General features: G+C 68.4%; 31 protein-coding genes. 19 read left to right on the forward strand and 12 right to left on the reverse strand.

What is annotated here, in order from left to right:
• Positions 1-7: 7 nt before the first annotated feature.
• A complete protein-coding gene (locus ALIDE2_RS14150; protein ID WP_013722378.1) occupies positions 8-835 on the reverse strand; it encodes an SIR2 family NAD-dependent protein deacylase in 828 nt (275 codons plus the stop codon).
• A gap of 21 nt (positions 836-856) precedes the next feature.
• Entirely contained in the window at positions 857-1,522 is a 666-nt protein-coding gene (locus ALIDE2_RS14155) for a TetR/AcrR family transcriptional regulator (protein ID WP_013519355.1), read from the reverse strand.
• Positions 1,523-1,605: 83 nt separating this feature from the next.
• Between ALIDE2_RS14155 and ALIDE2_RS14160 the strand changes: the two genes are divergently transcribed.
• The 7 genes from ALIDE2_RS14160 to ALIDE2_RS14190 all read left to right on the forward strand — a co-directional run bounded on the left by ALIDE2_RS14160 (position 1,606) and on the right by ALIDE2_RS14190 (position 4,868).
• On the forward strand, positions 1,606-1,959 hold the full coding sequence (locus tag ALIDE2_RS14160; protein WP_013722379.1) for a DUF1428 domain-containing protein: 354 nt from the start codon (positions 1,606-1,608) through the stop codon (positions 1,957-1,959).
• A 44-nt stretch (positions 1,960-2,003) separates the two neighbouring features.
• Entirely contained in the window at positions 2,004-2,351 is a 348-nt protein-coding gene (locus tag ALIDE2_RS14165) for a GFA family protein (RefSeq protein ID WP_013722380.1), read from the forward strand.
• Between the two features lie 93 nt (positions 2,352-2,444).
• Entirely contained in the window at positions 2,445-2,897 is a 453-nt protein-coding gene (locus tag ALIDE2_RS14170; RefSeq protein WP_013519358.1) for a VOC family protein, read from the forward strand.
• 32 nt (positions 2,898-2,929) lie between these two features.
• Entirely contained in the window at positions 2,930-3,376 is a 447-nt protein-coding gene (locus ALIDE2_RS14175; protein WP_013519359.1) for an SRPBCC family protein, read from the forward strand.
• A gap of 35 nt (positions 3,377-3,411) precedes the next feature.
• On the forward strand, positions 3,412-3,897 hold the full coding sequence (locus ALIDE2_RS14180; protein ID WP_013519360.1) for a VOC family protein: 486 nt from the start codon (positions 3,412-3,414) through the stop codon (positions 3,895-3,897).
• A gap of 122 nt (positions 3,898-4,019) precedes the next feature.
• Positions 4,020-4,403: a VOC family protein gene (locus ALIDE2_RS14185; RefSeq protein WP_013519361.1), complete on the forward strand. Its 384-nt coding sequence runs from the start codon at positions 4,020-4,022 to the stop codon at positions 4,401-4,403.
• Positions 4,404-4,409: 6 nt separating this feature from the next.
• Positions 4,410-4,868 (forward strand): SRPBCC domain-containing protein, encoded by a 459-nt coding sequence (locus ALIDE2_RS14190; RefSeq protein WP_013722381.1) that lies wholly within the window; start codon positions 4,410-4,412, stop codon positions 4,866-4,868.
• A gap of 6 nt (positions 4,869-4,874) precedes the next feature.
• Here the strand turns inward: ALIDE2_RS14190 and rlmB are convergent, their stop codons facing one another.
• Complete coding sequence (gene rlmB, locus ALIDE2_RS14195) at positions 4,875-5,621, reverse strand: 23S rRNA (guanosine(2251)-2'-O)-methyltransferase RlmB (protein ID WP_013722382.1); 747 nt, start codon at positions 5,619-5,621, stop codon at positions 4,875-4,877.
• 142 nt (positions 5,622-5,763) lie between these two features.
• Here rlmB and sstT point away from each other — a divergent pair, with 142 nt between their 5' ends.
• Complete coding sequence (sstT, locus tag ALIDE2_RS14200) at positions 5,764-6,975, forward strand: serine/threonine transporter SstT (protein ID WP_013722383.1); 1,212 nt, start codon at positions 5,764-5,766, stop codon at positions 6,973-6,975.
• 33 nt (positions 6,976-7,008) lie between these two features.
• Here sstT and ALIDE2_RS14205 read toward each other — a convergent pair whose 3' ends face one another.
• Positions 7,009-7,731, reverse strand: coding sequence for an ABC transporter ATP-binding protein (locus ALIDE2_RS14205; protein WP_013722384.1), 723 nt, complete (start codon positions 7,729-7,731; stop codon positions 7,009-7,011).
• A 24-nt stretch (positions 7,732-7,755) separates the two neighbouring features.
• Between ALIDE2_RS14205 and ALIDE2_RS14210 the strand changes: the two genes are divergently transcribed.
• Positions 7,756-8,403, forward strand: coding sequence for an arylesterase (locus tag ALIDE2_RS14210; protein WP_013722385.1), 648 nt, complete (start codon positions 7,756-7,758; stop codon positions 8,401-8,403).
• A gap of 13 nt (positions 8,404-8,416) precedes the next feature.
• Here ALIDE2_RS14210 and ALIDE2_RS14215 read toward each other — a convergent pair whose 3' ends face one another.
• From ALIDE2_RS14215 to ALIDE2_RS14225, 3 genes are all read right to left on the reverse strand, one after another.
• On the reverse strand, positions 8,417-9,247 hold the full coding sequence (locus ALIDE2_RS14215; protein ID WP_013519367.1) for a DUF2189 domain-containing protein: 831 nt from the start codon (positions 9,245-9,247) through the stop codon (positions 8,417-8,419).
• 112 nt (positions 9,248-9,359) lie between these two features.
• Entirely contained in the window at positions 9,360-10,589 is a 1,230-nt protein-coding gene (locus tag ALIDE2_RS14220) for a PLP-dependent transferase (protein WP_013519368.1), read from the reverse strand.
• 20 nt (positions 10,590-10,609) lie between these two features.
• The gene (locus ALIDE2_RS14225; protein ID WP_013519369.1) at positions 10,610-11,065 is read right to left on the reverse strand and encodes a BON domain-containing protein; all 456 of its coding nucleotides are present in this window, start codon (positions 11,063-11,065) and stop codon (positions 10,610-10,612) included.
• A gap of 126 nt (positions 11,066-11,191) precedes the next feature.
• Here ALIDE2_RS14225 and ALIDE2_RS14230 point away from each other — a divergent pair, with 126 nt between their 5' ends.
• Genes ALIDE2_RS14230 through ALIDE2_RS14240 form a run of 3 tightly spaced genes read left to right on the forward strand, consistent with a single transcriptional unit; the run spans position 11,192 to position 14,567 of the window.
• On the forward strand, positions 11,192-12,877 hold the full coding sequence (locus ALIDE2_RS14230) for a SulP family inorganic anion transporter (protein ID WP_013519370.1): 1,686 nt from the start codon (positions 11,192-11,194) through the stop codon (positions 12,875-12,877).
• Between the two features lie 36 nt (positions 12,878-12,913).
• Positions 12,914-13,687, forward strand: coding sequence for a GGDEF domain-containing protein (locus ALIDE2_RS14235; RefSeq protein WP_013519371.1), 774 nt, complete (start codon positions 12,914-12,916; stop codon positions 13,685-13,687).
• A gap of 10 nt (positions 13,688-13,697) precedes the next feature.
• Complete coding sequence (locus ALIDE2_RS14240; protein ID WP_013519372.1) at positions 13,698-14,567, forward strand: MinD/ParA family protein; 870 nt, start codon at positions 13,698-13,700, stop codon at positions 14,565-14,567.
• Positions 14,568-14,637: 70 nt separating this feature from the next.
• Here the strand turns inward: ALIDE2_RS14240 and ALIDE2_RS14245 are convergent, their stop codons facing one another.
• From ALIDE2_RS14245 to ALIDE2_RS14260, 4 genes are all read right to left on the reverse strand, one after another.
• Entirely contained in the window at positions 14,638-16,542 is a 1,905-nt protein-coding gene (locus tag ALIDE2_RS14245; protein ID WP_013722386.1) for a propionate--CoA ligase, read from the reverse strand.
• Between the two features lie 120 nt (positions 16,543-16,662).
• The gene (locus tag ALIDE2_RS14250; protein WP_013722387.1) at positions 16,663-17,271 is read right to left on the reverse strand and encodes an isochorismatase family protein; all 609 of its coding nucleotides are present in this window, start codon (positions 17,269-17,271) and stop codon (positions 16,663-16,665) included.
• Between the two features lie 63 nt (positions 17,272-17,334).
• Positions 17,335-18,438, reverse strand: coding sequence for a PQQ-dependent sugar dehydrogenase (locus ALIDE2_RS14255; RefSeq protein WP_013722388.1), 1,104 nt, complete (start codon positions 18,436-18,438; stop codon positions 17,335-17,337).
• 145 nt (positions 18,439-18,583) lie between these two features.
• The gene (locus ALIDE2_RS14260) at positions 18,584-19,498 is read right to left on the reverse strand and encodes a LysR family transcriptional regulator (RefSeq protein ID WP_013519376.1); all 915 of its coding nucleotides are present in this window, start codon (positions 19,496-19,498) and stop codon (positions 18,584-18,586) included.
• A 130-nt stretch (positions 19,499-19,628) separates the two neighbouring features.
• Here ALIDE2_RS14260 and ALIDE2_RS14265 point away from each other — a divergent pair, with 130 nt between their 5' ends.
• The 7 genes from ALIDE2_RS14265 (at position 19,629) to ALIDE2_RS25190 (ending at position 25,550) form a co-directional block, all read left to right on the forward strand.
• Complete coding sequence (locus ALIDE2_RS14265) at positions 19,629-21,146, forward strand: CoA-acylating methylmalonate-semialdehyde dehydrogenase (RefSeq protein WP_013519377.1); 1,518 nt, start codon at positions 19,629-19,631, stop codon at positions 21,144-21,146.
• Positions 21,143-21,541, forward strand: a complete 399-nt coding sequence (locus tag ALIDE2_RS14270) for a lysozyme inhibitor LprI family protein (RefSeq protein ID WP_013722389.1) — start codon at positions 21,143-21,145, stop codon at positions 21,539-21,541. The genes ALIDE2_RS14265 and ALIDE2_RS14270 overlap by 4 nt, the downstream gene beginning before the upstream one ends.
• Positions 21,542-21,566: 25 nt before the next feature.
• A complete protein-coding gene (locus ALIDE2_RS14275; RefSeq protein WP_013722390.1) occupies positions 21,567-22,733 on the forward strand; it encodes an acyl-CoA dehydrogenase family protein in 1,167 nt (388 codons plus the stop codon).
• A gap of 67 nt (positions 22,734-22,800) precedes the next feature.
• On the forward strand, positions 22,801-23,187 hold the full coding sequence (locus ALIDE2_RS14280; RefSeq protein ID WP_013519380.1) for a TfoX/Sxy family protein: 387 nt from the start codon (positions 22,801-22,803) through the stop codon (positions 23,185-23,187).
• 30 nt (positions 23,188-23,217) lie between these two features.
• Entirely contained in the window at positions 23,218-24,114 is an 897-nt protein-coding gene (gene mmsB / locus ALIDE2_RS14285) for a 3-hydroxyisobutyrate dehydrogenase (RefSeq protein WP_013519381.1), read from the forward strand.
• Positions 24,115-24,228: 114 nt separating this feature from the next.
• On the forward strand, positions 24,229-25,110 hold the full coding sequence (locus ALIDE2_RS14290) for an FkbM family methyltransferase (protein WP_238530023.1): 882 nt from the start codon (positions 24,229-24,231) through the stop codon (positions 25,108-25,110).
• Between the two features lie 269 nt (positions 25,111-25,379).
• On the forward strand, positions 25,380-25,550 hold the full coding sequence (locus ALIDE2_RS25190) for a hypothetical protein (protein ID WP_013722392.1): 171 nt from the start codon (positions 25,380-25,382) through the stop codon (positions 25,548-25,550).
• A gap of 57 nt (positions 25,551-25,607) precedes the next feature.
• Here the strand turns inward: ALIDE2_RS25190 and ALIDE2_RS14295 are convergent, their stop codons facing one another.
• Positions 25,608-25,997 carry a hypothetical protein gene (locus ALIDE2_RS14295; protein WP_013519383.1) on the reverse strand — a complete coding sequence of 130 codons (390 nt, stop codon included), beginning with the start codon at positions 25,995-25,997 and terminating at the stop codon, positions 25,608-25,610.
• Positions 25,998-26,084: the final 87 nt, after the last annotated feature.

Below are 26,084 nucleotides of genomic sequence, written 5' to 3' on the forward strand. Positions count from 1 at the left end.
CAATCGATTACTTTGTCGGCTTCGCTTGCCGTACGGGTCGTACTGTCTGCGCTTCGCCTTCGCGTACTCGATTGATTGAGAAATGGAATGAAACGTCCAGCAATGCAGGCAGCAGCTGCGACGACGGCCCGCGCAGCACGGCATGGGCAATGCCGTCGAGCTCGCTCGGCCCGATGTTGAGCACCACCACGCGCGCACCGGCCTGCCGCGCCTGGTGCGCCAGACCGGCGGCCGGATAGACGGCGCCGGCCGTACCCACCACCAGCATCACATCGCAGGCCTGCACGGCCTGCTGCGCCGCATCCAGCGCCTGCGTCGGCAGGGCCTCGCCAAACCAGACCACGCCGGGGCGCACCAGATTGCCGCAGCCGGCGCAGCGCGGCGGGCGATCCGGCACGGCCCGGGCCAGATCGCAGCAGGGGCGCGGGTGGTCCAGCCAGCGGTCGTCCGCAAGCCTGCCGTGCAGGCACAGCACGCCCTCGCTGCCCGCCAGCTGGTGCAGCCCATCCACGTTCTGCGTGATCAGCGTGAGCCGGCCCGGCGCGCGCCGCGCGAACGCCGCCAGCGCATGGTGGCCGGCGTTGGGCTGCACGCCCAGCAGCTTCTCGCGCCGCTCGGCGTACCAGTCCCAGACGCGCCCGGGGTTGCGCCGGAAGGCCTGCTCCGTGGCCAGGTCCTCGGGCCGAAAGCGCGCCCACAGGCCGGTCTGCGCATCGCGGAACGTGGGCACGCCCGACTCGGCGCTGACGCCGGCGCCGGTCAGCACCGCGACGCGGCGCGCGTCCCGCAGCCAGGCGCGGGCCTCGTCGAGGGCGGTTGAGGGGTTATCGCGCATGTCGGTTCATCGTGCCGAAGCTCACACCTTTTCAGCCAGCAGGCCCTGCTCGACCATCGCGACCAGCCGCTCGGCCAGCGCCTGGCATCCGGCCTCGTCCAGGCCGCGCAGGGGGCCGTCGAGCACCAGCATCGCCATCCCGTGCACGGCGGACCAGGCCAGGAACTCGGCCCCCGGCCGGCGCACGGGCGGCAGCAGGCCGGCATCGACCATGCCGTCGAGCGTGTGGCACAGCAACTCGAACGGGTCCATGCCGCTGGCGCCGCGCGCCGCGCCGTCATGCGGGGCGCGTTCGTTCACGTCGAAGGGCCGCGCCGCGAATGCGGTGCGAAACAGGCCAGGCTCCCGCCGCGCAAAGCGCAAATAGCCCAGGCCCACGCCGCAGAACGCCGCGCGCGCGCGCCGGCGCGGATCGCGCATGCGCCGGGTTGCATCGATCTCGGCCTCGATCGCGCGCGCCAATTCGGAAAGCGCTACCGCGCGCACTGCCTCCAGCAAGACCTGGTGGCTCTGGAAATGCCGGTACGCCGCATTGGGCACCACGCCGGCGCGCCGCGTAGCCTCGCGCAGCACGACGGCACCCGGGCCACCCTCACGCGCCAGCGCAACGCCCGCATCAAGCAATGCGCGCCGCAGGTCACCGTGGCGGTAGGTGCTGCGGACGGGGCTTGAATCCTCGTTCGGCATTCTTACTAGGTTTTACATGGACACGATTCATTTTCGATCGTGATGCGCGTATAAGTGTACACCGTCCACAAAGGAACCGCATCATGAAATCCGACAGCTACGTCGACGGTTTTCTGCTCGCCGTCCCCACCGCCAACAAGGAAGCGTACCGCCGGCTTGCCACCGAGGCAGCGCAGCTCTTCAAGGAACACGGCGCCACCGAGTTCGTGGAGTGCTGGGGCGACGACGTGCCCGAGGGCAAGCTCACGTCCATGCCCATGGCCGTGCAACGCAAGGACGACGAGACCGTGGTGTTCTCATGGGTGGCCTGGCCCTCGCGCGCGGCGCGCAATGCCGGCATGAAGGCTTTCATGGACGACCCTCGCTGCCCCAAGGACATGCCGTTCGACGGCAAGCGCCTGATCTACGGCGGCTTTCGCGTGCTGGTGAGTGCTTAGCCAGGCCGGCCCCTCCGACCCTCACGAATCAACCGGGAGCATCAATGCAATACAAGGCCAGCTGCCACTGCGGGAAAGTGGCAATGGAGTTCGAAGGCGACATCCAGGAAGTGGTGTCCTGCAACTGCTCGATCTGCCAACGCAAGGGCGCGCTACTGTGGTTCATGCCGCGCGGCGAGCTCAAGCTGATCTCGCCGAACGACGCCGCATCGACCTACCAGTTCCACAAGCACGCGATTCGGCACCGCTTCTGCCCGACCTGCGGCATCCATCCCTACGCCGAGGGAGTCGACCCCAAGGGCCGGCCGATGGCGGCCATCAACGTCCGCTGCGTGCACGACATCGATCTGGCCAGCCTGTCCGTCAAGCACTTCGACGGCCGCTCGCTTTGACCGCATGCCAAGGCTTTCGCCGGCGGCCGCACGTGACCGACGGCATTGCGCACCACCCACGCCATTTGCAAGCACCAACGTCAGGAGACACACATGCAGTTCACCCCCTACCTCAATTTCGACGGCAACTGCGCCGAGGCCTTTGCCTTCTACGCCAGGCTGTTTGGCGGCACCATCGTCCACCAGAGCACCTTCGGCGAGATGCCTGCGTCGGAAGGCATGCCAAAGCTGCCCGAATCGGCCAGGAACCGCATCATGCACGTGCACCTGCAGATTGAGGGGCAGTCGCTGATGGGCTCCGACACCATGCCGGCCGTGCCGGGGCAGGACCCTGCCCTGTGCGGCGGCGGCTACCAGCTGCCGCAGGGCTTGTGGGTGTCGATCCAGGCCGCCGATGCGGCCGAGGGGCAGCGCCTGTTCGACGCGCTCGGCAACGGTGGGCAGGTCGTGATGCCGTACGCGGCCACGTTCTGGTCGCCCGGCTTCGGCATGGTGCGCGACCGCTTCGGCACGCCGTGGATGGTGAACGTGACGGCGCAGCATTGATCCCCATGCATCAACCCACCCGAGGAGTCCCCATGTCCGACCGAACCGTCCATCTCCATCGCGTGCTGCGCGCCAGGCCCGAGAAAGTCTACCGTGCCTTCCTGGAGGCCGACGCCATGGCCAAATGGCTCCCGCCCCATGGCTTCACCTGCAAGGTGCATCACTTGGAAGCCCGCGCCGGGGGCACGTTCCGCATGTCGTTCCACAACTTCGGCACAGGCCACGGGCACTCGTTCTCGGGCGAGTACCTTGAACTCGTCCCGGACGCGCTCATCCGCTACACGGACCGGTTTGACGATCCGAACCTTCCTGGCGTGCTGGAAGTCACGGTCAGGCTCAAGCCGGTGGTCTGCGGCACGGAACTGAGCATCGCCCAGGCGGGAATCCCGCAGGCCATTCCCCTGGAGATGTGCTACCTGGGCTGGCAGGAGTCCCTCGCCCAGCTGGCCGCGCTCGTGGAGCCGGACATTCCAGACTAAATGTGCGCTGGCTTGCAAGGATGTGGAGAAGCGAAATGATGAAACCCGCGAAGAACACGATTTGCCTTTGGTACGACGGCGGCGCCGAGGAGGCCGCGCGCTTCTACGCCCGGACTTTCCCCGACTCGTCAATCGGCGCGATCCACCACGCCCCGGGCGACTTTCCATCCGGCAAGCAAGGCAATGTATTGACCGTCGAATTCACGGTCATGGGGATCCCCTGCCTCGGGCTCAACGGCGGCCCCGCGTTCAAGCACAGCGAGGCCTTCTCGTTCCAGATCGCGACCTCGGACCAGGCGGAAACCGACCGGTACTGGGATGCGATCGTCGGCAACGGCGGCGAAGAAAGCGTATGCGGCTGGTGCAGGGACAAATGGGGCATTTCCTGGCAGATCACGCCGGTGGCCCTGACCGAGGCAGTCACCGGCCCTGATCGCGCGGCCGCGAAGCGTGCGTTCGACGCCATGATGCAGATGCGCAAGATCGACATCGCCGCCATCGAAGCGGCGCGCCGCGGGTGAGGCGGATACCAGACCGAATGCCCTGCCGGCCACGCGATCACCGTTGACGCCTCCGACAAAGCACCCATCGACCACCACCCGCGTGCCTGATCGATCCACCCCCAGCCACCCAGGAGCCACAAATGAAACCCAATCCCGTCGTCTGGTTCGAAATCTATGTGCAGGACATGGAGCGCGCGCGGCGCTTCTATGAGACGGTATTCCAGTGCACGCTGCAACCGCTGGCGGCGCCCGCCGAGCTGGATGGCGGTCTGCAGATGCTGTCCTTTCCCGGTGACATGAGCACCATGGGCGCAAGCGGAGCACTGGTCAAGATGGAGGGCGCGCCCTCGGACGGCGGCACGCTGGTGTACTTCGCCTGCGACGATTGCGCCGTGGAGCAGGGCCGCGCCGAAGCCGCGGGAGGCCAGGTGTCCAAGCCCAAGTTTTCCATTGCGCCGCACGGGCACATTGCCCTCGTGATCGATACCGAAGGCAATTGCATCGGCCTGCATTCCATGCAGTGAATCGCCATGAGCCCTGCAGCATCCAACGAGATCCGCACGCTCTGCACCACGCGCGTGCTGGCCGCCTCGCCTGCGGCCGTATTCGGCGCCATTGCCGACTGGCGCCTGATCTCGCGCTGGTGGGGGCCGGCCGGCTTCCGCAGCACCTTCCACACGTTCGACTTCCGCCCGGGCGGACGCTGGATCCACACCCTGCACGGACCGGACGGCACCGACTACGCCAACGAATGCCGTTTCACCGAGATCGTGGCGTGCCAGCGCGTCGTGATCGAGCACACCAGCGCGCCCTGGTTCGAGCTGGCGCTCACCTTGGCGCCGCAGGACGGCGGCACCCGCATCGGCTGGCGCCAGACGTTCGCGGACACCGAGACCTGCGCGCGCCTGGCACCTGTCTGCGTGCCCGGCAACGAGCAGAACCTGGACCGGCTGGCCGCCGTGCTAGCCGACCTTGCGGCCAGGCGCTGAGGCCGGTCAGCCGCGCTGGCGCAGCGCCTCGTACAGGCACACGGCGCTGGCCACCGAAACGTTCAGACTCTCCACCGCTCCCTTCATCGGGATGCTTACGAGTTCGTCGCAGGTCTTACGCGTGAGCTGGCGCATGCCCGGTCCCTCGGCGCCCAGCACCAGCGCAACGGGGCCCTTCAGGTCCACCTGGTAGAGCGTCTTGTCGGCGTCGCCGCTGGTGCCGATGACCCAGATGTTGCGTTCCTTGAGCTCACCCAGCGTGCGCGCCAGGTTGGTGACCATGAAGTACGGCATGGTCTCGGCCGCGCCGCTGGCCACCTTGGCCACGGTGGCGCTGATTCCCACGGCATGGTCCTTGGGCGCTATCACGGCGTGCGCGCCCGCTCCGTCGGCCACGCGCAGGCAAGCCCCCAGGTTGTGCGGATCGGTCACGCCGTCGAGCACCAGCAGCAGCGGGTTCGCCACGCCGTCGGCCTCCAGCTGGTCGAGCAGATCGTCCAGCGAATGCAGCTGCGCCACGGCCTGCACGCGCGCGGCCACGCCCTGGTGTCCATGGCTGCCCGCCAGCTTGGCCAGGCGCAGGCCGTCGGCCTCGATCAGGCGCACGCCCGCTTCCTTGGCGCGCGCAAGGAACTGGCGCATGCGTGCGTCGCGGCGCGTGGCCTCGTAATACACCTCGATGATGGACTGCGGCGCCGTCTTCAGGCGCACGCCCACGGCATGGAAGCCGAACAGGATCTTGGGGGAAGACATGGCGGGGATTATCCGGGCTTGCGGGCCGGGCTTTTAGAATCGCGCCCACACCATTCCACGAGCCCCCTGGCCATCCGCCATGGCGCAAGCGTCCGCCCCGCCTATCCCGCGGGCACGCGCGGCTCCCGGTTCCTGTTGCACCATGATCCTCTCTCCCCTGCTGCGCCGTGCGCAGCGCACCAGCCTGGTCTCCCAGATCGCGATCGCGCTGATCCTGGGCGTGGCGCTGGCCGCCGCCTGGCCCGCCGCCACGCCCGCCGTGGCATTTCTGGGCCATCTCTTCATCTCCGCGCTCAAGGCAATCGCCCCGGTGCTGGTGTTCGTGCTGGTGGTAGCCGCCATCGGCAACCACCGCCCGGGCGAGAACACGCACATGCGCCCGATCCTGCTGCTGTACGCCATTGGCACGCTGGCCGCGGCCGCCGTGGGCGTGGCCGCCAGCATGTGGTTTCCGAGCACCCTAGCGCTCAAGGGTGCAGCACAGGCGCAGGCTGCGCCGGGCGCGGTCTCGGAGGTGCTGCTCAACGTGGTGGGCAGCATCGTGGCCAACCCGGTCAAGGCGCTGCAGGATGCCAACTACATCGGCATCCTGGCCTGGGCCGTGGCCCTGGGCGTGGCGCTGCGCCACGCCAGCGAGTCCACGCGCGAGATGCTGCAGGACGGCGCGCAGGCCGTCACGCGGATCATCCAGTGGGTGATCCGCTGCGCGCCGCTGGGCATCCTGGGCCTGGTGGCCACCACCCTCGCCGAGGCGGGCGCGCAGGCACTGTGGGGCTATGCGCAGCTGCTGGCCGTGCTGCTGGGCTGCATGCTGTTCATGGCGCTGGTGGTCAATCCCCTGATCGTGTTCCTGACCATCCGCCGCAACCCCTACCCGCTCGTGCTCACCTGCCTGCGCGAGAGCGGCGTGACGGCCTTCTTCACGCGCAGCTCGGCCGCCAACATCCCCATCAACCTGGCACTGGCCAAGCGCCTGAACCTGAGCGAAGAGACCTACAGCATCGCCATCCCGCTGGGCGCCACGATCAACATGGCGGGCGCCGCCATCACCATCAGCGTGCTGTCGCTGGCGGCCGCCCACACCCTGGACATCCATGTGGACGTGCCCACGGCACTGCTGCTGTGCTTGGTGGCCTCGGTCTGCGCCTGCGGCGCCTCGGGCGTGGCCGGGGGCTCGCTGCTGCTGATCCCGCTGGCCTGCAGCCTGTTCGGCATCGGCAACGACATGGCCATGCAGGTCGTAGGCGTGGGCTTCATCATCGGTGTGCTGCAGGACTCGGCCGAGACGGCGCTCAATTCGTCCACCGACGTGCTGTTCACGGCGGCTGCCTGCATGGCACCCCGGCGCGCCTGAACGAACGGCCCCGATGCCGTTCCTGGCATGCCGCTACACCAGGCGCCCGGCCTCGATGGTGATGCGCCGGTCGCAGCGCGCGGCGATGGCGCGGTCGTGCGTGACCAGCACCAGCGTCGTGCCCTGCTCGCGGTTGAGGGCGAACATCAGCTCCATGATGGTCTCGCCGGTGGCGAAATCCAGGCTGCCCGTGGGCTCGTCGGCCAGCAGCACGGCCGGCTCGACCACGAAGGCGCGCGCCAGCGCCACGCGCTGCTGCTCGCCACCCGAGAGCACCTTGGGATAGTGCGACAGGCGCTGGCCCAGACCCACGCGGCCCAGCATCTCGGTCGCGCGGCGGCGCGCGTCGCGGCTGCCGGCCAGCTCCAGCGGCAGCATCACGTTCTCCAGCGCCGTGAGGTTGCCCAGGAGCTGGAAGCTCTGGAACACGAAGCCCACCTGGCGCGCGCGCAGCGCGGCACGCTCGTCCTCGTCCAGCGCGAACAGGTCCTGCCCCGCCAGCCGCACCGTGCCGCGCGTGGGCGTATCCAGCCCTGCGATGATGGACAGCAGCGTGCTCTTGCCCGACCCCGAGGCGCCGACAATGGCGGCGGTCTCCTGCGGCGCGAGGCGGAAATCGATATCCCGCAAAATCTCCAGCGTGCCCGTGGAGTCGGTGACCGACTTGTACACATGCTCCACCGCGATGATGGGCTCCGGGGGCACGGGCGACTCGGAAGCGGTGGTTGTTGCCGCAGCGGCGAAGGGTTCGGACATGAAAGGTTCTCGACAGTGATGCGTATGTTTCGGCGTGACTTTATCGCGGCCGGCGCCCTGGCCCTGCTCGGCACGGCGCCTGCGCTCGCGCAGCAGAGCCGCAAGGCCGCCGCCAGGGCCCCCGTGATCCTGGTGGTGGGCGACTCGCTCAGCGCCGAATACGGCCTGCCGCGCGGCAGCGGCTGGGTGGCGCTGCTGGAGAAGCGGCTGGCCCAGGAAAAGATCGGCGCCACGGTGGTCAACGCTAGCGTGAGCGGCGACACCACGGCCGGCGGCCGCGCGCGATTGCCTGCGCTGCTCAGGCAGCACGGCCCCACGCACGTGGTGATCGAGCTGGGCGCCAACGACGCGCTGCGCGGCCTGCCCCTGACCAACACCCGGGACAACCTGGCATGGATGGTCGAGCAGTCACAGGCCGCCGGCGCGCGCGTGCTGCTGGTGGGCATGCAGATGCCGCCCAACTACGGTGCCGACTACGCACGCCGCTTCGCCGCCCTGTTCGAGGCCGTGGCCAAGGAACGCAAGGTCCCGCTGGTGCCGTTCCTGCTGCATGGCATTGCCGACGTGCCGGACTCCACGGCGCTGTTCCAGCCCGACCGCATCCATCCGCGCGCCGAGGCGCATCCGCGCATGCTCGACAATGTGTGGCCGCAGCTGCGCAAGCTGCTGTGAGCCGCAGGCGCCGTCAGGCTCCGTCCTGAGGGGGCGCGGAAACGGCAGGCTCCGCGGCGCGGGGTGCTGCCACCGCCGCACGGTAGGCGTGCCAGCTGGCATGGCCCAGTACCGGCCCGACCACGAGCAGGCCCGCCCCCCAGGTCCACCACAGGGAGAGCACGACCAGCGCGGTGATGAGCGCGCCCCACAGCAGCATCACGCCGGGGTTTTCCAGCACCACGCGCACGCTCGCGATGCCCGCCGTCAGCGCGTCGGTGTCGCGGTCAAGGATCATCGGAATGGACACCACCGTGCTGGAGAACACCAGGGCCGCGAACACCCCGCCCACCAGCAGGTAGACGACGATGAACTGCCAGTTGCCAGGGCTGAAAATCGCCTGCACCACGCCCGTGGTGGAGGGCATGCCGGTATTGAAGAACACCGCGAACACCACCAGCGATGCCCTGCCCCACAACAGTTCCAGCACGACGAGCACGAGCACCAGCATGCCCATGCTGCCCATGTGGCTGTCCCAGCAGGTGATGGACTCGCCCAGTTGCGGCGGCAGGCCCAGCTCGCGCCTGCGGCTCGTTTCGTACAGCCCCATGGCCAGGAACGGCCCCACGAGCAGGCAGCCGCTGACCAGCGACATGGTGTATTCGGGACTGGCCCGGAACACCCAGCCCAGCACCAGCGCCATGAGCCAGAAGCAGCCGCCATAGAACAGGGCGATGCCGGGCGCCGCCGCCACGTCGCGCAGGCCCCTGGCAAGCCAGCGGAACGGGTCCCGCCACCCCAGAGGGGTGAGCACCAGGGGGGCCGCAGGGGCGCTGGCGGATACGGGCGCGGGGGAATCGGTCATGGCGGCAAGCCGGCGGCGCGGCGGCGGTGGAAGTACGCCCACGATAACCAGCACCGGTCTTGCTGGACATCAAGGAAATCCCACCCCGGCAGCCGCCGGCCGTGCCTGCCCGTCAGCCGGCGAAGGCGCGCTCCATGGCCTGCGCCAGGTCCTGGCGCAGGTCTTCCACCGCCTCCAGCCCCACCGCGAAGCGCACCACCGTGCCGGCCTCGAGGTGCGGCGTGGCGCGCTCGCGCATGCCGGGCAGGTCGTAGGGCACCACCAGGCTCATGGGCCCGCCCCAGCTGTAGCCCAGCCTGAACAGGCGCAGGCCGTCGCAAAACGCATCCACCTGTGCCTGCGTGTGGCGCGCATCAATGACCACGCTGAACAGGCCCGCCGCGGCGCCCTCGGGGCCGCCAGCGCTGCCGCACAGGGCGCGCCAGTGCTCGTGGCCGGGCGAGCCCGGCAGCGCCGGGTGCAGCACCTGCGCCACGGGCGCCTTCGTGCCCATCCACTGCGCCAGGGCGCGCGCCGCCGCGTCGTGCGCACGGTAGCGCAGCGCCATGCTGGGCAGGGAGCGCAGCACGGCCTCGACGTCGTTCGCGCCCACGCCCAGGCCCAGGCGCATGTGGGTGAGCTTCATGCGCAGGTGCAGCGCCTCGTCGCGCGTGGTGATGCTGCCCATGAGCACGTCGCCGCCGCCGCTGGGGTATTTGGTGAGCGCATGCACGCTGATGTCCACGCCCAGTTGGCCATCGCCCGCGAGATCGAACGGCGCGAAGGCCAGGCCCGCGCCCCAGGTGTTGTCCAGCGCCGTGGTCACACCGCGCGCGCGGCAGATGCGCACCTGCTCGGGCAGATCGGGGAACTCGAGCGTCACCGAACCCGGCGCCTCCAGCCACACGAGCCGCGTCGCGTCGGTGATCCTGGCGGCCAGGTCGGCCGGATCGAGCGGGTCGTAGACCTGGTGGCGTATGCCGTAGTGGCGCAACTCCACCTCGGCCAGGGCCTTGTTCGGGCCGTAGGCGTTGTCCGGGATCAGCACCTCGTCGCCATGCCGCAGCAGGGCCAGCGACACGGTGGCGATGGCAGCCAGGCCGCTGGGCGCCAGCAGGCACTGGCGACCGCCCTCCAGCGTCGCCAGGCGCTCTTCGAGCTGGTAGGTGGTGGGCGTGCCGTGCAGGCCGTAGGTGTAGCTGCTCTTGTCCTTCCACTCGCGCGCGCGCATGGCGGCCACGTTCGGGAAGATGACGGTGGACGCCTTGTGCACCGCCGGTTGCGGCGCTTCGAACCCCGCGGGCGGGCGGTAGTCGTGGTGGATGAGCCGGGTGCGGAGGTCTGGAGCAGGTGGCTGGGTCATGCGCCGATGTTAGAACGTTCTCAGCCGCCGGAAACGGTGAGCTTGTTCTCCACCGAGCTCACGCCCGACACGGCCTGAGCGATCTGGCTCGCGCGCTCGCGCGCCTGTTCGGACTTCACCTCGCCCTTGAGCGTGACCACACCCGCGCTCGTGTCCACGTCGATCTTGAGGGCGCCGAGGTCCATGTCCTGCGCCAGCCCCGCCTTGACCTTGGCGGTGATGGCCGCGTCGTCCACCAGCGCGGCGGCGCCGGCCGCGGCGCGGCGCGTGGCATCACCCATTTCGCCGGCGGCGGTCTCCGCCTTCTTTTTGGCCTCCTGGGCCGCCTGTTCTGTCTTGTTGATCGCCTCGTCCACGCGCTGGCCCGCCGTCTGCTCCTCGGTCTTGTTGCAGCCGGCCAGCCCCAGGGCCACCGCCAGCGCTGCGGCCAGGCCCGTCCAGCGCAGCATCGAAGGGTTGGAACGTGTACTGTCCATGGTTGGTTCTCCTGTGTGGGGGGTATGCCTGCCACTGTAGAAAGCATGGCGTTGGCCGGGGGTCGGAGAGGGCTGAAATCGGGGGTAGGACAACGGCGGTCCCTACTGGCGTGACAATCGGGCCCCATGTCCATACCCGTATTGCACCGCTGGCTTCCCTTTCTGGCCTGGCCCCGCCCCACGGCCGCCCTCCTTCAGGGAGAGTTCTGGGCCGGCATGACCGTCGGGCTGATGCTGGTGCCTCAGGGCGTGGCCTATGCGGCGCTCGCCGGCATGCCGCTGGTGACGGGCATCTATGCATCGCTCGTGCCGGCCCTCGTGGCCGTGCTCTGGAGCTCCTCCACCCGCCTCGGCGTGGGTCCCACGGCGCTCACCAGCCTGCTCATAGGCGCATCACTCACCGGCATGGCCGAGCCCGGCAGCGCCCAATGGGTGGCCCTGGCCGTGTGGATGGCGCTGCTGTCGGGGCTGCTGCAGCTGGTGCTGGGCGTGGTGCGCTTCGGCTGGCTGCTCAACTTGGTGACGTCGCCCGTGCTGGGCGGCTTCACGCAGGCCGCGGCGCTGCTGATCCTGGCGTCGCAGCTGCCGGCGCTGCTCGGGCTACGCACCAGCTGGCACGCGCTGGCGGAGAGCCCGTCGCCGCACCACTTCGACTTCACCGCGCTGGCCTTCGGGTTGGGCAGCCTGGCGCTGCTGGTGCTAGCCCGGCGCTGGCGCCCGAGCTTTCCGGCCGCCATCGTGGTGATCGCCCTGGCGGCCTTTGTCAGTTGGGCCATGGGCTACGCGGATGCCGACGGCGCCGTGATCGGCCACCTGCCCTCGGGCCTGCCCTCGCCGTATTGGCCGGGGTGGCTGTCGTGGGACGACATGGGTGCCCTGGTGATGCCGGTGATGGTGATCACGCTGGTCAGTTTCCTGGAAACCGCGTCGAGCGCCAAGGTGGAGCACCAGCAGGGCGGCACGCGCTGGAACGAGAACCAGGACCTGATCGCCCACGGCATGGCCAAGATCAGCTCGGGCCTGTGCGGCAGCTTCGCCACCAGCGCCTCGTTCTCGCGCTCTGCGATCAACCTGTACGCGGGCGCCAAGACCGGCTGGGCCACGCTGTTCGCGCTGCTGCTGGTGCTGGCCACGCTGCTGTGGCTCACGCCCGCGCTCTACCACGTGCCGCAGTCAGTGCTGGCCGCGGTGGTGGTGGCCGCCATCACGAACCTGATCAAGCCCGGCACCATGTTCAGGCTGTGGCGCATCTCGCGGGTGGAGACGGCCATCGGCCTGGCGACCTTCGGCCTCACGCTCGCGACCGCGCCGCGCATGTACTGGGGCGTGCTCGTCGGCCTGCTGATGAACCTGAGTCACTTCCTGTACCAGCGCCTGCACCCGCGCATCATCGAGGTGGGGCTGCACCCCGACGGCAGCCTGCGCGACCGCCACCTGTGGCAGATCGCCCCGCTGGCCCCCCGGGTGCTTGCGCTGCGTATGGATGCGGAGCTGGACTTTGCCTCCGCCAACGCGCTGGAGCGCCGCGTAGCCGACGAGCTGGCCCAGCGCTCAGACATTCAGCACCTGTGCCTGTTCGCGCTGCCCATCAACCGTATCGACGTGACCGGCGTGGAGGCCTTCATGCGCCTGCGCGCGTTGCTGCAAAGCCACGGCGGCATGCTGCACGTGAGTGGAATCAAACTGCCCGTGCAGCGCACCCTCGAGAATGCGGGGGCCCTCGCGCCCGGCCCCAACTTCATCACGTACCGGACCGATGCTGAGGCCATCGCAGCACTGCAGCAGACGGCCGCCGAAAACAGCCCGGCGTAGCTGCTAAAATCGCTTGAAATCAATTTGTTTCTTTTTGTGACCGATCTCGCGTCCTCAGCTTCCGTTCGTCTGCGTGACCTGAGCCTGGCCACGGCACATGCGCTGGTGGCCCAATCGCTGGGCTCCGAAGCGGCGCTGTACGAACAGTCGCCGGCGCTGTACCTGCAGAACCTGATCAACGGCCTGTGCGAGCTCTCGCTCAAGGATCCTCTCACCGGCCTGCCCAACCGGCGCCACGTGCATGGGGTGCTCGAACGCGAGCTCGACCGCGTCGCCCGCTCGGGAGAGGCGGCGCTGCTGCTCATGCTCGACATCGACCATTTCAAGCAGGTCAACGACTGCCATGGCCACCTCGCGGGCGACATCGTGCTGCAGTCGGTCGCGCGCACGCTCGAATCGTGCGTGCGCCCCATGGACACCGTGTCCCGCTACGGCGGGGAAGAATTCGCCATCGTGCTGCCCGCATGCCAGTTCGGCTTCGGCCGCGTGGTTGCCGAGCGCGTGCGCCGCGCGATCGAGTCCACGCCCGTGTACGTTTCCCCGTCGCTGACGCTAAACGTCACCGTCAGCATCGGCGGCGCCTTCGCACTGCAGTGGATCCGCAGCACCACCGCGCTGTGGACCGACCGCGCCGATGCCGAGTTGTACAAGGCCAAGCTTTCCGGCCGCAACCGCGTCAGCATCGAGGACCAGCCCGACAGCAGCGTGAGCGCGGAGGAAAAGAGTTTGCTGTTCGGCCCGCTATACACCCCCACGGGCTGGGGCGACCTGCCCCCGCCCCTGGACCCATCCCCAAGCAGCGCCTATTGAAAGCCCAGTGATGACCGACGCGCTGTCCCCACAACCGACACCTTCCGCCGGCGCCACCGCCCCGGCCACCGCCCCCACGCCTGTCGCCGCGGCGCCGGTCGACGCGCGCATCATTGCCGTCACCAGCGGCAAGGGCGGCGTCGGAAAGACCTTCGTATCGGCGAACCTGGCCGCCGCGCTCACCCGCCGCGGGCTGCGCGTGCTGGTGCTGGACGCCGACCTGGGCCTGGCCAACCTGGACGTGGTGCTGAACCTGCACCCAAAGACCACGCTGCACGACGTGTTCACCGGCAAGGCCCAGCTGGAGGACGCCGTGATCAAGGCCCCCGGCGGCTTTTCCGTGGTGCTGGCCGGCTCGGGCATGGTCGAGTATTCGCGCCTCACGCCCGAGGTGCGCAACGAGTTCTTCAACGTCATCCAGACCCTGGCGCCGCAGTACGACGTGGTGCTGCTGGACACCGGCGCCGGCATCTCCGACGTGGTGCTGTTTTCCGTGTCGCTGGCCCAGGAAGTGCTCATCGTGGCCACGCCCGAGCCCACCTCGCTCACGGACGCCTACGCCGCGATCAAGGTGCTGGCCACCCAGCAGAAGCGCCAGCACGTGCGCATGGTGGTGAACCAGGCCGCACGCGCCGGCGACGGGCGCGCCATCACCGGCCAGCTGCAGCAGGTGCTGGACCGCTTCGTGACCACCGACTCGGGCCGCCCCGTGCGCCTGATCCACATGGGCGACATCCCGGCCGACTCCTCGGTGCGCGAGGCCGTGATGCGCCGCCAGCTGCTGATGCTGCAGATGCCCGGCTGCCCGGCCGCCCTGGCCGTGGCGCAGCTGGCCAACAAGCTCGAATCCACGCTGCTCAAGCCTGCGGGCAACCCATAAAAAAAGCCTCCAGAGCCCGCCATCCGGGCGCTGGAAGCTATCAAAACAAAAGCAGACGGGGATTGCCCGTTCAGCCCAGCAGGTCTTTGATCTGCTGCAGCGCCGTCGGGTCTTCCATGGTGGTCAGGTCGCCCGTGTCGCGCCGCTCGGCCACGGCCTGCAAGGCGCGGCGCAGCAGCTTGCCGCTGCGCGTCTTGGGCAACTGGGTCACGAAGAGCACGCGCGCGGGACGGGCCACGGCGCCGAGCTGGCCGTCCACCTGCTTCATCACCTCGCCCTCGAGCTTCAGGCGCGCGGCGGCGTCGGTGAGGCCCGAGGCGTCGCGCGGCACGGCGAAGGCCATGGCCACCTGGCCCTTGAGCTGGTCGGCCACGCCGACCACGGCCACTTCGGCGATGTTGGGATGGCCGGCGATGCATTCCTCGATCTCGCGCGTGCCCAGGCGGTGGCCGGCCACGTTGATCACGTCGTCGGTGCGCCCAAGGATGAAGTAGTAGCCGTCCTCGTCGCGTATGCCCCAGTCGAAGGTGCTGTAGATCAGGCGGCCGGGGATGCTCTTCCAGTAGGTGTTCACGAAGCGCTCGTCGTTGCGCCACACAGTCTGCAGGCAGCCCGGGGGCAGCGGCCCCTCGATGGCGACCACGCCCTTCTGATTGGGCGCGGTAAGTTCCTCTCCCGTGGCCTCGTCGATGAGCTTGACGTTGTAGCCGTACACCGCCTTGCCGGGGCTGCCGAAGCGCGAGGCCTGCTGCTGCACGCCGTTGCACAGGGTGAGGATGGGCCAGCCGGTCTCGGTCTGCCAGTAGTTGTCGATGATGGGGACCTGCAGCGCGCCGCTGATCCAGGTGGCCGTGGGCTCGTCCAGCGGCTCGCCGGCGAGCCACAGGGCCTTGAGGCTACCGATGTCGTATTTCTTCAGGTACTCCGGGTCCTGTTTTTTCAGCACGCGCACCGCCGTGGGCGCCGAGAACATGTGCGTGACCTTGTACTTCTCGACGATGCTCCACCAGATGCCCGCGTCGGGGCGGATCGGCAGGCCTTCGTAGAGGATGGTGGTCATGCCGGCGATCAGCGGGCCGTAGATGATGTAGCTGTGGCCCACCACCCAGCCGATGTCGCTGGTGCAGAAGTACGTGTCGCCCGCGTTGGCTTGGAAGATGTGGCGCATGCTCGCGGCCAGCGCCACGGTGTAGCCGCCCGTGTCGCGCTGCACGCCCTTGGGCTTGCCCGTGGTGCCGCTGGTGTAGAGCGTGTAGCTTGGGTGCGCGGCCTGCACCCAAGCGCAGGGCACCTGGGCGTCCAGGTGCTGCGCGCGCAGCGCCGCCCAGTCGTGGTCGCGCCCCGCGCGCATGGCGGCGGGGGCCATGCCCCGGTCCACCATCAGCACGGCGGCGGGCTTGTGCGCCGACAGGTCGATGGCCTCGTCCAGCAGCGGCTTATAGGGCACGACCTTGCCGCCGCGCGAGCCCGCGTCGGCGCTCACGATGACCACGGGCTCGGCGTCCTCGATGCGCGAGGCGAGCGACGACGAGGCAAAGCCGCCGAACACCACCGAATGGATGGCGCCGATGCGCGCGCAGGCCAGCATGGCGAAGGCGGCCTCGGCGATCATGGGCATGTAGATCAGCACGCGGTCGCCCTGCTTCACGCCCAGCGCCTGCAGCACCGCCGCCATGCGCTGCACCTCCTGGTGCAGCTCGGCGTAGGTGTAGGCGCACTCGGTGTTGGTCTCGGTGGAGATGGCCACCAGCGCGCTCTGCTGCGCGCGCGCGGCCAAGTGCCTGTCGACCGCGTTGTGGCACAGGTTGGTGGTGCCGTCGGGGAACCACCGGGCGAACGGCGGTTTGCCATAGTCGCAGATCGTCTTGGGAGACTGATGCCAGTCGATCAGCCGGGCCTGCTCGGCCCAGAAGGCGTCGCGCTCGTCGATGGAGCGGCGGTAGAAATCGGCGTAGTTGCTGTGCTCGGCGGCCATGGTGCTGTCTCCTGGAAGCGTGCCGCGCCACCCCAGCGCGGAAGGTCGATCATCCAAAACCCATAATTATTCATGTCGCGCTTGCAGAAAGCTGACGCTGCCGCCCGCGTGGGGGCCCCGTTACTTCACCAGCCCCAGCATGTCCTTGAACGCCGGGTGCTCGCAGCCGCGCAGCCATTCGAAGGCGACCATTTCGGTGGTGACCAGCTCAGCGCCCGCACCCGCCAGGCGGTCGAAGGCGGCGTCGCGATTGCGTTCGGTGCGCGAACTGCAGGCGTCCGTCACCACCCAAACCTCGAACTCGTCCTCGATGAGCTGAAGCGCCGTCTGCAGCAGGCACACGTGCGCCTCGCAGCCGGCGATGACGATGCTGGCGCGCTCGGAGACCTGCTGTTGCTCGCGGGCCTTCTGCAGGTGCTTGGGCAGGCTGCGCGCGTTGCCGCCCTGGGGCTTGGGCGCCGGGCGCAGCCACTCGCCCAGGCCCTCCTCGGCGGCGCTGAAATGCATCTTGGCCAGCGTGCGCCGGCACAGGGCGCGCAGCTCGGCATCGTTGGGGCCCAGGCGCGAGGGGTTCTGCTCTGTGCCCCACACGGGCACGTCCACGAGCTGCGCGATCCGGGCCAACTTCCGCGCATTCGCCAGCACGGCCGCGCCTTCGAAGATGGCGGGCATCAGGCGTTCCTGGTAGTCCACGAGCACGAGTTGGGATTCGGAGGCATCAAGCAGCATGGCGGTCGATCTTCTGTTCAGGGGTGTAGGCGGCCATTGTCGCAGGCGGTGCGCACCCCGCCGTCAGGGTTTGAGGCGCAGCAGTTGCCCGTCGGGGCTGTCGGTGAGCAGGTAGAGCCAGCCGTCCGGCCCCTGGCGCACGTCGCGGATGCGCGCGCCCAGGCCGTCGAGCAGGTATTCGTCGCGCACCACGCGCGCATCGCGCAGTTCCAGCCTGTGCAGGCGCGCGAACTTGAGTGAGCCCACGAACAGGCTGCCCTTCCAGGCCGCGCCGTACCGGTCGCTGGTGAGAAAAGCCATGCCCGAGGGCGCGATCGACGGCACCCAGTAGTGCAGCGGCTGCTCCATGCCGGCCTTGGCCGTGCCCTCGCCAATCCTGCCGCCGCCATAGTTCTCTCCGTAGGTGATGACCGGCCAGCCGTAGTTGCGGCCGGGCTCGGGGCGGTTGATCTCGTCGCCGCCCTGCGGGCCATGCTCGTGGATCCACAGCCTGCCGTCCGGCCCCCAGGTGGCGCCCTGGGGGTTGCGGTGGCCCCAGCTCCAGATCTCCGGCAGCGCGCCCGCGCGGCTGGCCAGCGGGTTGCCGGGCGCGGCGCCGCCCGTGGGCGCCAGGCGCACGACCTTGCCCAGGTGGCCGTCCAGCCGCTGGGCGTCGTCCTTGCGGCTGAAGCGCTCGCCCAGCGTGAGGAACAGGTTGCCGTCCGGCGCCTGCACGATGCGGCAGCCGAAGTGCAGCTGGCTCGCCACCTTGGGCGACTGGCTGAAGAGCACCTTCACGTCCTGCAGCGCCGGCGCATCGGGCGCGAGCGTGGCGCTGGCCAGGGCCGTGCCGTTGCCGCGGCCCTCCGGGGCAGGCTCGGAGTAGCAGAAGAAGATGCGCCGGTTGCGCGCGAAGTCCGCGTCGGTGATCACGTCCAGCAGCCCACCCTGCCCGCCCGCCGCCACCTGCGGCAGACCGGCCAGGGGCGGCCCCAGGCGCCCGCCGGGCTCCACCACACGCAGGCGGCCGGGCCGCTCGGTGACCAGGAAGCGCCCGCCAGGCAGAAAGGCCAGGCCCCAGGGATGCTCCAGGCCCGAGGCCACCACCTCCGCCGACGCGCGGCTGCGCGCCGCCACGGGCTGCACGGGCGCGCCGTCCTGCGCATGCGCACCGCTGCTGGCAAGCATGGCGATCGCTACGCAAACAGTAGCTGCATGCGCTTTCCGGAAAGGCGTTAGAAGCACTTTTCGCAAGTAATTCATGGAACGGCTCCCCGGGCGCCGCCTTCGGTGCCCTGCCCTGGCATTGTGCGCAGGCCGGGCACCCTCCCGCTCATCCGGGTTTATGCGGCGCATCCGGCACCAGCAGCCCGGCCTCTTTCTGCCCCACTTCCTTCAGGAACGCCCACACGGCCTGCATGCGCGCTAGGTGCTTGGCCTCGGCGGGCATGCTCATCCAGAAGGTGCGGGTGAACGCGGCCTCGTGCGGCAGCACGCGCGCCAAGATGGGGTCGCGGTCGGCCAGGAAGGCGGGCAGCACGGCCAAGCCCGCGCCGGCGCGCACGGCCTCGTACTGGGCGGTGATGCTGGTGCTGCGCAGGGCGAAGCGCTCGGGCGGGTACAGCTGGTCGAGGAACTGCAGCTCCTTGGTGAACAGCAGGTCGTCCACGTAGCTGATGAAGGCGTGGTGGCGCAGGTCTTCGCGCGTGGCCACCAGCGGCCGGCGTGCCAGGTATTCGCGCTGGCCGTAAAGGCGCAGGGTGTAGTCGGCCAGCCTGGTGACGATGACCGAGCCGCGCTTGGGGCGCTCCAGCGATATGACGATGTCCGCCTCGCGCCGCGACAGGTGCAGCATGCGCGGCAGCGCCAGCAGGTCGATGGACAGGTGCGGGTGCCGCTGCGTGAGCCGCGCCAGGTGTGGAGCCAGGATCAGCGTGCCGAAGCCCTCGGTGGCGCCCACGCGCACCAGGCCCGACGGGCCGGCGGCGGACGCATTGGCCGGCGATGCGCGCTCCACGCCGAGCACGGCGGCCTCCATGGCCTCGACGGCGGGCAGCAGGTGGCGGCCGGCCTCGGTCAGGCGGTGGCCGGCGGCCTCGCGCGCAAACAGGGGCGCGCCCATCTGCTTTTCCAGCGCCTGGATGCGCCGCGCCACCGTAGTGTGTTCCACGCCCGTGCGGCGCGCGGCGGCGGCCAGGGTGCCGGTGCGGGCCAGTTCCAGGAAGTAGCGCAGGTTGTCCCAGTCCATGGTGGAGCCCTCTCTTCGCACGAATGTGCATATTTGCAAAGCCAAGGTGCACAATTGTCTATTGCATGGGTAATTTCGCACAACTACCATAGGGCCCGTTCACTCACCTTCAGCACAGGAGACCCGCGCCATGGATGCATCCACCGCCGTACAAGCCCCTACCGTCAAGCTCTTGATCAACGGCCAGATGGTCGAATCCAAGACCACCCAATGGCGCAACGTGGTCAACCCCGCCACCCAGGAGGTGCTGGCGCGCGTGCCCTTCGCGACGCCCGACGAGGTGAATGCCGCCGTCGCCAACGCCAAGGAGGCCTTCAAGACCTGGCGCAAGACCCCCATTGGCACGCGCGCGCGCATCTTCCTCAAGCTGCAGCAGCTGATCCGCGAGAACATGAAGGAGCTGGCCGCGCTGCTCACGGCCGAGCAGGGCAAGACCCTGCCCGACGCCGAGGGCGACGTGTTCCGCGGCCTGGAGGTGGTGGAGCACGCCGCCGCCATCGGCAACCTGCAGCTGGGCGAGCTGGCCAACAACGTGGCCAGCGGCGTGGACACCTACACCGTGCTGCAGCCCCTGGGCGTGTGCGCGGGCATCACGCCGTTCAACTTCCCGGCCATGATCCCGCTGTGGATGTTCCCCATGGCCATCGCCACCGGCAACACCTTCGTGCTCAAGCCCTCCGAGCAGGACCCGATGGTGACCATGCGCCTGTGCGAGCTGGCGCTCGAAGCCGGCATTCCCCCCGGCGTGCTCAACGTGGTGCACGGCGGCGAGGACGTGGTCAACGCCATCTGCGACCACCCGGACATCAAGGCCATCAGCTTCGTGGGCAGCACCCGCGTGGGCACGCACGTCTACAACCGCGCCAGCCTGGCCGGCAAGCGCGTGCAATGCATGATGGGCGCGAAGAACCATGCGATCGTCATGCCCGACGCGAACAAGGAGCAGTCCATCAACGCCATCCTGGGCGCCTCGTTCGGCGCGGCCGGCCAGCGCTGCATGGCCATCTCGGTGGTGCTGCTGGTGGGCGAGGCGCAGAAGTGGCTGCCCGACTTCGTCGAGAAGGCCAAGGGGCTCAAGGTCTCGGCCGGCACCACCCCGGGCGCCGACCTGGGTCCGCTGATCTCCTGCGCCGCGCGCGAGCGCGTGGAGGGCCTGATCGCGCGCGGCGTGCAGGAAGGCGCCAAGCTCGAACTCGACGGCCGCAACCCCGGCATCGCCGGCTTCGAGAAGGGCAACTTCGTCGGCCCGACGATCTTCAGCGGCGTCAAGCCCGGCATGAGCATCTACGACCAGGAGGTTTTCGGCCCCGTGCTGTGCGTGGTGGCGGCCGACGACCTGGAGCAGGCCATCGAGTTCATCAACGCCAACCCCAACGGCAACGGCACGGCCATCTTCACGCAGTCCGGCGCGGCCGCGCGCATGTTCCAGGAAGATATCGACGTGGGCCAGGTCGGCATCAACCTGCCCGTGCCGGTGCCGGTCCCGCTGTTCTCGTTCACCGGCAGCCGCGCCTCCAAGCTCGGCGACCTGGGCCCCTACGGCAAGCAGGTGGTGCTGTTCTACACACAGACCAAGACCGTCACCGAACGCTGGTTCGACGACAGCACGCTGCACCACGGCGTGAACACCACCATCAGCCTGAAGTGACCGGCCCGCGCGCTGCCGCCCTCGCCCTTGCGCTGTGCCTCGGCGGCACGGCCGCCTGGGCGCAGGCCGGCGGCGCCTGCCGCCCCGGCGGTTCGGTGGAGGAGACCAACGCCTGCGCCGTGCGCGACTACCAGGAGGCGGACACCGCCCTGCAGATCCTGTACGGCGACGTGATGCGCGCCCTGTCGGCCCACGAGCGCCCCGCCCTGCGCCAGGACCACCAGGCCTGGCAGCGCGCCCGCATCACGCAGTGCAAGCAGGCGCAGCGCGCGCAGGAGCAGCGCCCCGAATGGCCGCGCCTGTACCACGAATGCCTGGTGGCGCAGACCCGGGCGCGGCGCCAGGCCCTGATGCACTGGCTGCACCACGGCGAAGCGCCGCCGCACAACGAATAAGCGACGAGAGAAGGAGAGCACCGCCATGGACTTTGAACTCAGCGAAGACCAGCGCGCCTTTGCCGACACCGCCCGCCAGTTCGCCCAGGCGGAGCTGGCCCCCCACGCCGCGCGCTGGGACGCCGAGGGCATCTTCCCGGTGGAGGCCATCGCCAAGGCGGGCGAGCTGGGCTTTTGCGGCCTGTACGCGCCCGAGTCCGTCGGCGGCCTGCAGCTGCCCCGGCTGGACGCCACGCTGGTCTTCGAGGAACTGGCCGCCGTGGACCCCAGCACCACCGCCTTCATCACCATCCACAACATGGCCACCTGGATGCTGGGCACCTGGGCCCAGGATGCGGTGCGCGCCGAATGGGGCGAGGCATTGACCAGCGGCCGCAAGCTCGCCAGCTACTGCCTGACCGAGCCCGGCAGCGGGTCGGACGCCGCCTCCATCAAGACCCGCGCCGAACTCGTGGGCGGCGAGTACGTCATCAACGGCGGCAAGGCCTTCATCAGCGGCGCGGGCAGCACCCACGTGCTCGTCCTCATGGCCCGCACGGGCGACGCGCAATCGGGCGCCGCCGGCATCAGCGCCTTCGCCGTGCCCGCCGACCTGCCGGGCATCCACTACGGCAAGAAGGAGGAAAAAATGGGCTGGAACAGCCAGCCCACGCGCCAGATCAGCTTCGACAACGTGCGCATCCCCGCGCAGAATCTGCTGGGCCGCGAGGGCGAGGGCTTCAAGATCGCCATGAAGGGCCTGGACGGCGGGCGCATCAACATCGCCACCTGCTCGGTGGGCGCGGCGCAGGGCGCGCTTGCCCACGCCCAGCGCTACATGCAGGAGCGCAAGCAGTTCGGCAAGCCCATCGCCAGCTTCCAGGCCCTGCAGTTCAAGCTGGCCGACATGGCCACGGAGCTCATCGCCGCGCGCCAGATGGTGCGGCTGGCCGCCAGCAAACTCGACGCCGGCGCACGCGACGCCTCCACCTACTGCGCCATGGCCAAGCGCTTCGCCACCGACGCGGGCTTCAACGTGGTCAACGAGGCGCTGCAGCTGCACGGCGGCTACGGCTACATCCGCGAATACCCGCTGGAGCGCCTGCTGCGCGACGCGCGCGTGCACCAGATCCTGGAGGGCACGAACGAGATCATGCGCGTCATCATCGGCAGGCGCATGCTCGACGGCGATGCACCGGATGCAGTCCGATAGCTATCGATAAAAGAGCTGCCAGCGCTTGATGGACGGGCGCTTGCGGCCTTTTCAACCACATACCACCATGCCCGCCCGCCCCCTGTCCGACGAAACGCTGCACCTGATCGCCGCAGTGCAGGACGCCCTGGCCGAGCGCCTGGACGCGCGGGCACGCGTGGAGGAACGCCAGCTCTTCGGCAGCCACGCCTTCATGGTGGACGGCAAGCTTTGCCTGGCCGTCAAGGGCGACGAGCTGCTGGTGCGCCTGCCGCCGCCGCAGCACGCGGCCATCGCCGAAACCCCCGGCCTGCGCGAGCTGGACCCGCGCGGCGGCATGTCCGGCTACTTCTGGGTCACGCCCGCCGCCTACGCCACGCGCGCCCAGTGGCGCCACTGGATAGACGCAGCCCTGGCCTACAACCCGCAGGCCAGGGCCACGCCCCGGCGCTCCGCGCCTCCCCCTTCCCGCTAGTCACCCTTCATTCATCACAGGAGACCCACCATGCAAATCGCATTCATCGGCCTGGGCCACATGGGCGCCCCCATGGCCATCAACCTGCACAAGGCCGGCCACGCCATCAAGGCCTTCGACTTGAGCGCGGACGCCTGCGCCCAGGTCAAGGCCCAGGGCCTGCAGGTCGCCGCCAGCGCCCAGGACGCCGTGCAGGGCGCCGAGGCCGTCATCAGCATGCTGCCCGCCAGCCAGCACGTGGAGGGCCTGTACCTGGGCAAGGACGGCCAGGGCGGCCTGCTGCAGCACATCGCCAAGGGCACGCTGGTGATCGACAGCTCCACGATCGCCGCCGCCACCAGCCAGAAGGCCGCCAAGGCGGCCGAAGCCGCAGGCATCGCCTTCATCGACGCGCCCGTCTCGGGCGGCACCGGCGGCGCCATCGCGGGCACGCTCACCTTCATGGTCGGCGGCAGCGACGCCAACCTGGAGCGCGCGCGCCCCCTGCTCGAAAAGATGGGCAAGAACATCTTCCACGCCGGAGCCGTGGGCGCGGGCCAGACGGCCAAGATCTGCAACAACATGCTGCTGGGCATCCTGATGATCGGCACCAGCGAAGCCATCTCGCTGGGCGTGGCCAACGGCCTCGACCCCAAGGTGCTCAGCGAGATCATGCGCCGCAGCTCCGGCGGCAACTGGGCGCTGGAGGTCTACAACCCCTACCCCGGCGTGCAAGAGGCCAGCGCCGCCACACGCGGCTACACCGGCGGCTTCGGCACCGACCTGATGCTCAAGGACCTGGGCCTGGCCCAGGAAAACGCCACCGCCGTGAAGGCCAGCACGCCCCTGGGCGGGCTGGCGCGCGCGCTCTACGCGGCGCACAGCCTCGCGGGGCATGGGGGCGAGGACTTTTCGAGCGTGATCAAGATGCTGCAGAAAAAGGGGTGAGTCGGGTTTTTCTGTAAACCCTCCGCGGAACGGGCGCTGTAGCATGTGCTACGGCGCCTTTTTTATCTGGCATGAAGGGCATTGTGTTTTCTTTCTCGATTTGTCTGCAGCGCCATGCCCCAGAGAAGAACATGGCCGATCCTGCAAAAGGAGCTGAAAACAATGCCCATCAATAATATCGGCGTGAATCTTCTGCTCCTGTACATGCGCCGATTCCCCCTGGAAGCCGGCAAGTGGCGTTTTTCGCAGTGGTTAAACGAGCGGACCCACAAAATAGAGACCGTTGCACGGACAAGTTACGGCTTCCTGATGCATCTGAACACCAGGGATTTCATTCAGCACACGATTTTCGTGACCGGCCGATGGGACGACGACGTTGGCCGTGTAATTTTATCGAGACTTAAAACAGACGATGTCTTTGTCGACATAGGGGCAAATGTTGGATATTTTTCATTGCTGGCATCGCAAATCTGCAGCAAAGTCATTTCATTCGAGCCCAATCCCACGTGCCTTGCGCAGCTGAATAGAAATATTGAAATCAACAACAGGCAAAACATAGATGTCCGGCCCGTCGGCCTGGCCGACAAGCGCGGCATTGCCGAATTCCATGTGGCCAATGCATCGAATATTGGCGGCGGCTCTTTACGAGAAGGCTCGGGGGAGAAATTTTCCGTTCACCTCGATACATTGGACAGCCAACTGTCCGCCCAGCCCATCAGACTCATAAAAATCGACATCGAGGGCGCCGAAGTCCTGGCGTTGAAAGGGGCCTCTGCGATTCTATCGCGGCCGGATGCTCCAGACGTGATTTGCGAAATATCAGAAAACACCCTGCAACAGCTTGGATCGTCGAAAGAAGAGCTTTTCAGACTCATGTCATCCCATGGCTACAAGAACAAGATCATTTCCCCAATCAGGAAATCCAACCTGACCGATGAAGTGCCGTTCTTTCAATACGACGCGCTGTTTTACAAAGACGGGGCTGGACAGAATTGAGGGATAGACCCGTCGCCGTGCATCTGTCGACCGGGCCCGCCCATAGGCACTGCTTCTTGCCAGGCGGCCTTCCGGCATTTCGCCATTCAGTACCAATTGCTCTGTTTTTTATAGCACACTGTTCTTTTCCCATAACATTTCCGGCCATCGAATCCGATTCGACGCCCGAGCCGGTCCAGCGTGGCTGCAAGGAGCCGGGTATGCGCCCAAGGATTCAGGCAGGCCCGGTGGTATCATGATCCTCAAAGCCAAATTCCTGTGAGGTGTGCGTGGCCAAGCCCAATTATTCTTTCGAAAAACGTCAGCGCGAACTTGAGAAAAAGAAAAAGAAGGAAGAAAAAAACCAGCGCAAGCTCGCCAAGGGTTCCGCACCCGATGCCTCAACGGTTGCGCAGGCTTCCGCGCCCGCCGATGCTGGCATACCAGCCGAGAATGCCTGACTGCCGTAGTCGAATGCCGCCATTGCATTCGACAAACATGAGTCGGATCGGAACTCCTCAAGCGCCCATGGCCTCCCACTGCGGCAGGCAGTGCCGCGCCAGCGCAGTCACCCAGCAGGACTCTCCAGGCACGAAGGCGATGCCGTAGCGCGGGCTGACGAGAAAGCCCGCGCGCTCGAAGGCCGCATCGTCGCCCGCCCGCACGAAGGCGGCCAGGCTGGCGAACGGGACGGCCACGGTGCCCAGGTGCAGCGCCCGGGCGCGGGCGGTGATTTCCTCCAGTCTGCCGCCATCCTGGAAGCGGTAGACCACGCCGCCATAGTCCAGCGCGGTCAGGCCTACGCCGTTGCGTTCCTCGCTGCGCGGCCGGCCGCGGGCGCGGACGATGTCTTCGCGCATGGCGGTGAACGGCACGCCGTCCACGCTTTCGTAGGGCTTCAAGTGCATGGCTGAATTCTGGCGCCCATCGGGACAACCCTGGCGGCGCGCGGCCCGGAACGTGATGGATCTGCGCGTATATTGCGCCGTGCCGCC

The organism is Alicycliphilus denitrificans K601, assembly GCF_000204645.1.
GTDB lineage: Bacteria > Pseudomonadota > Gammaproteobacteria > Burkholderiales > Burkholderiaceae_C > Alicycliphilus > Alicycliphilus denitrificans.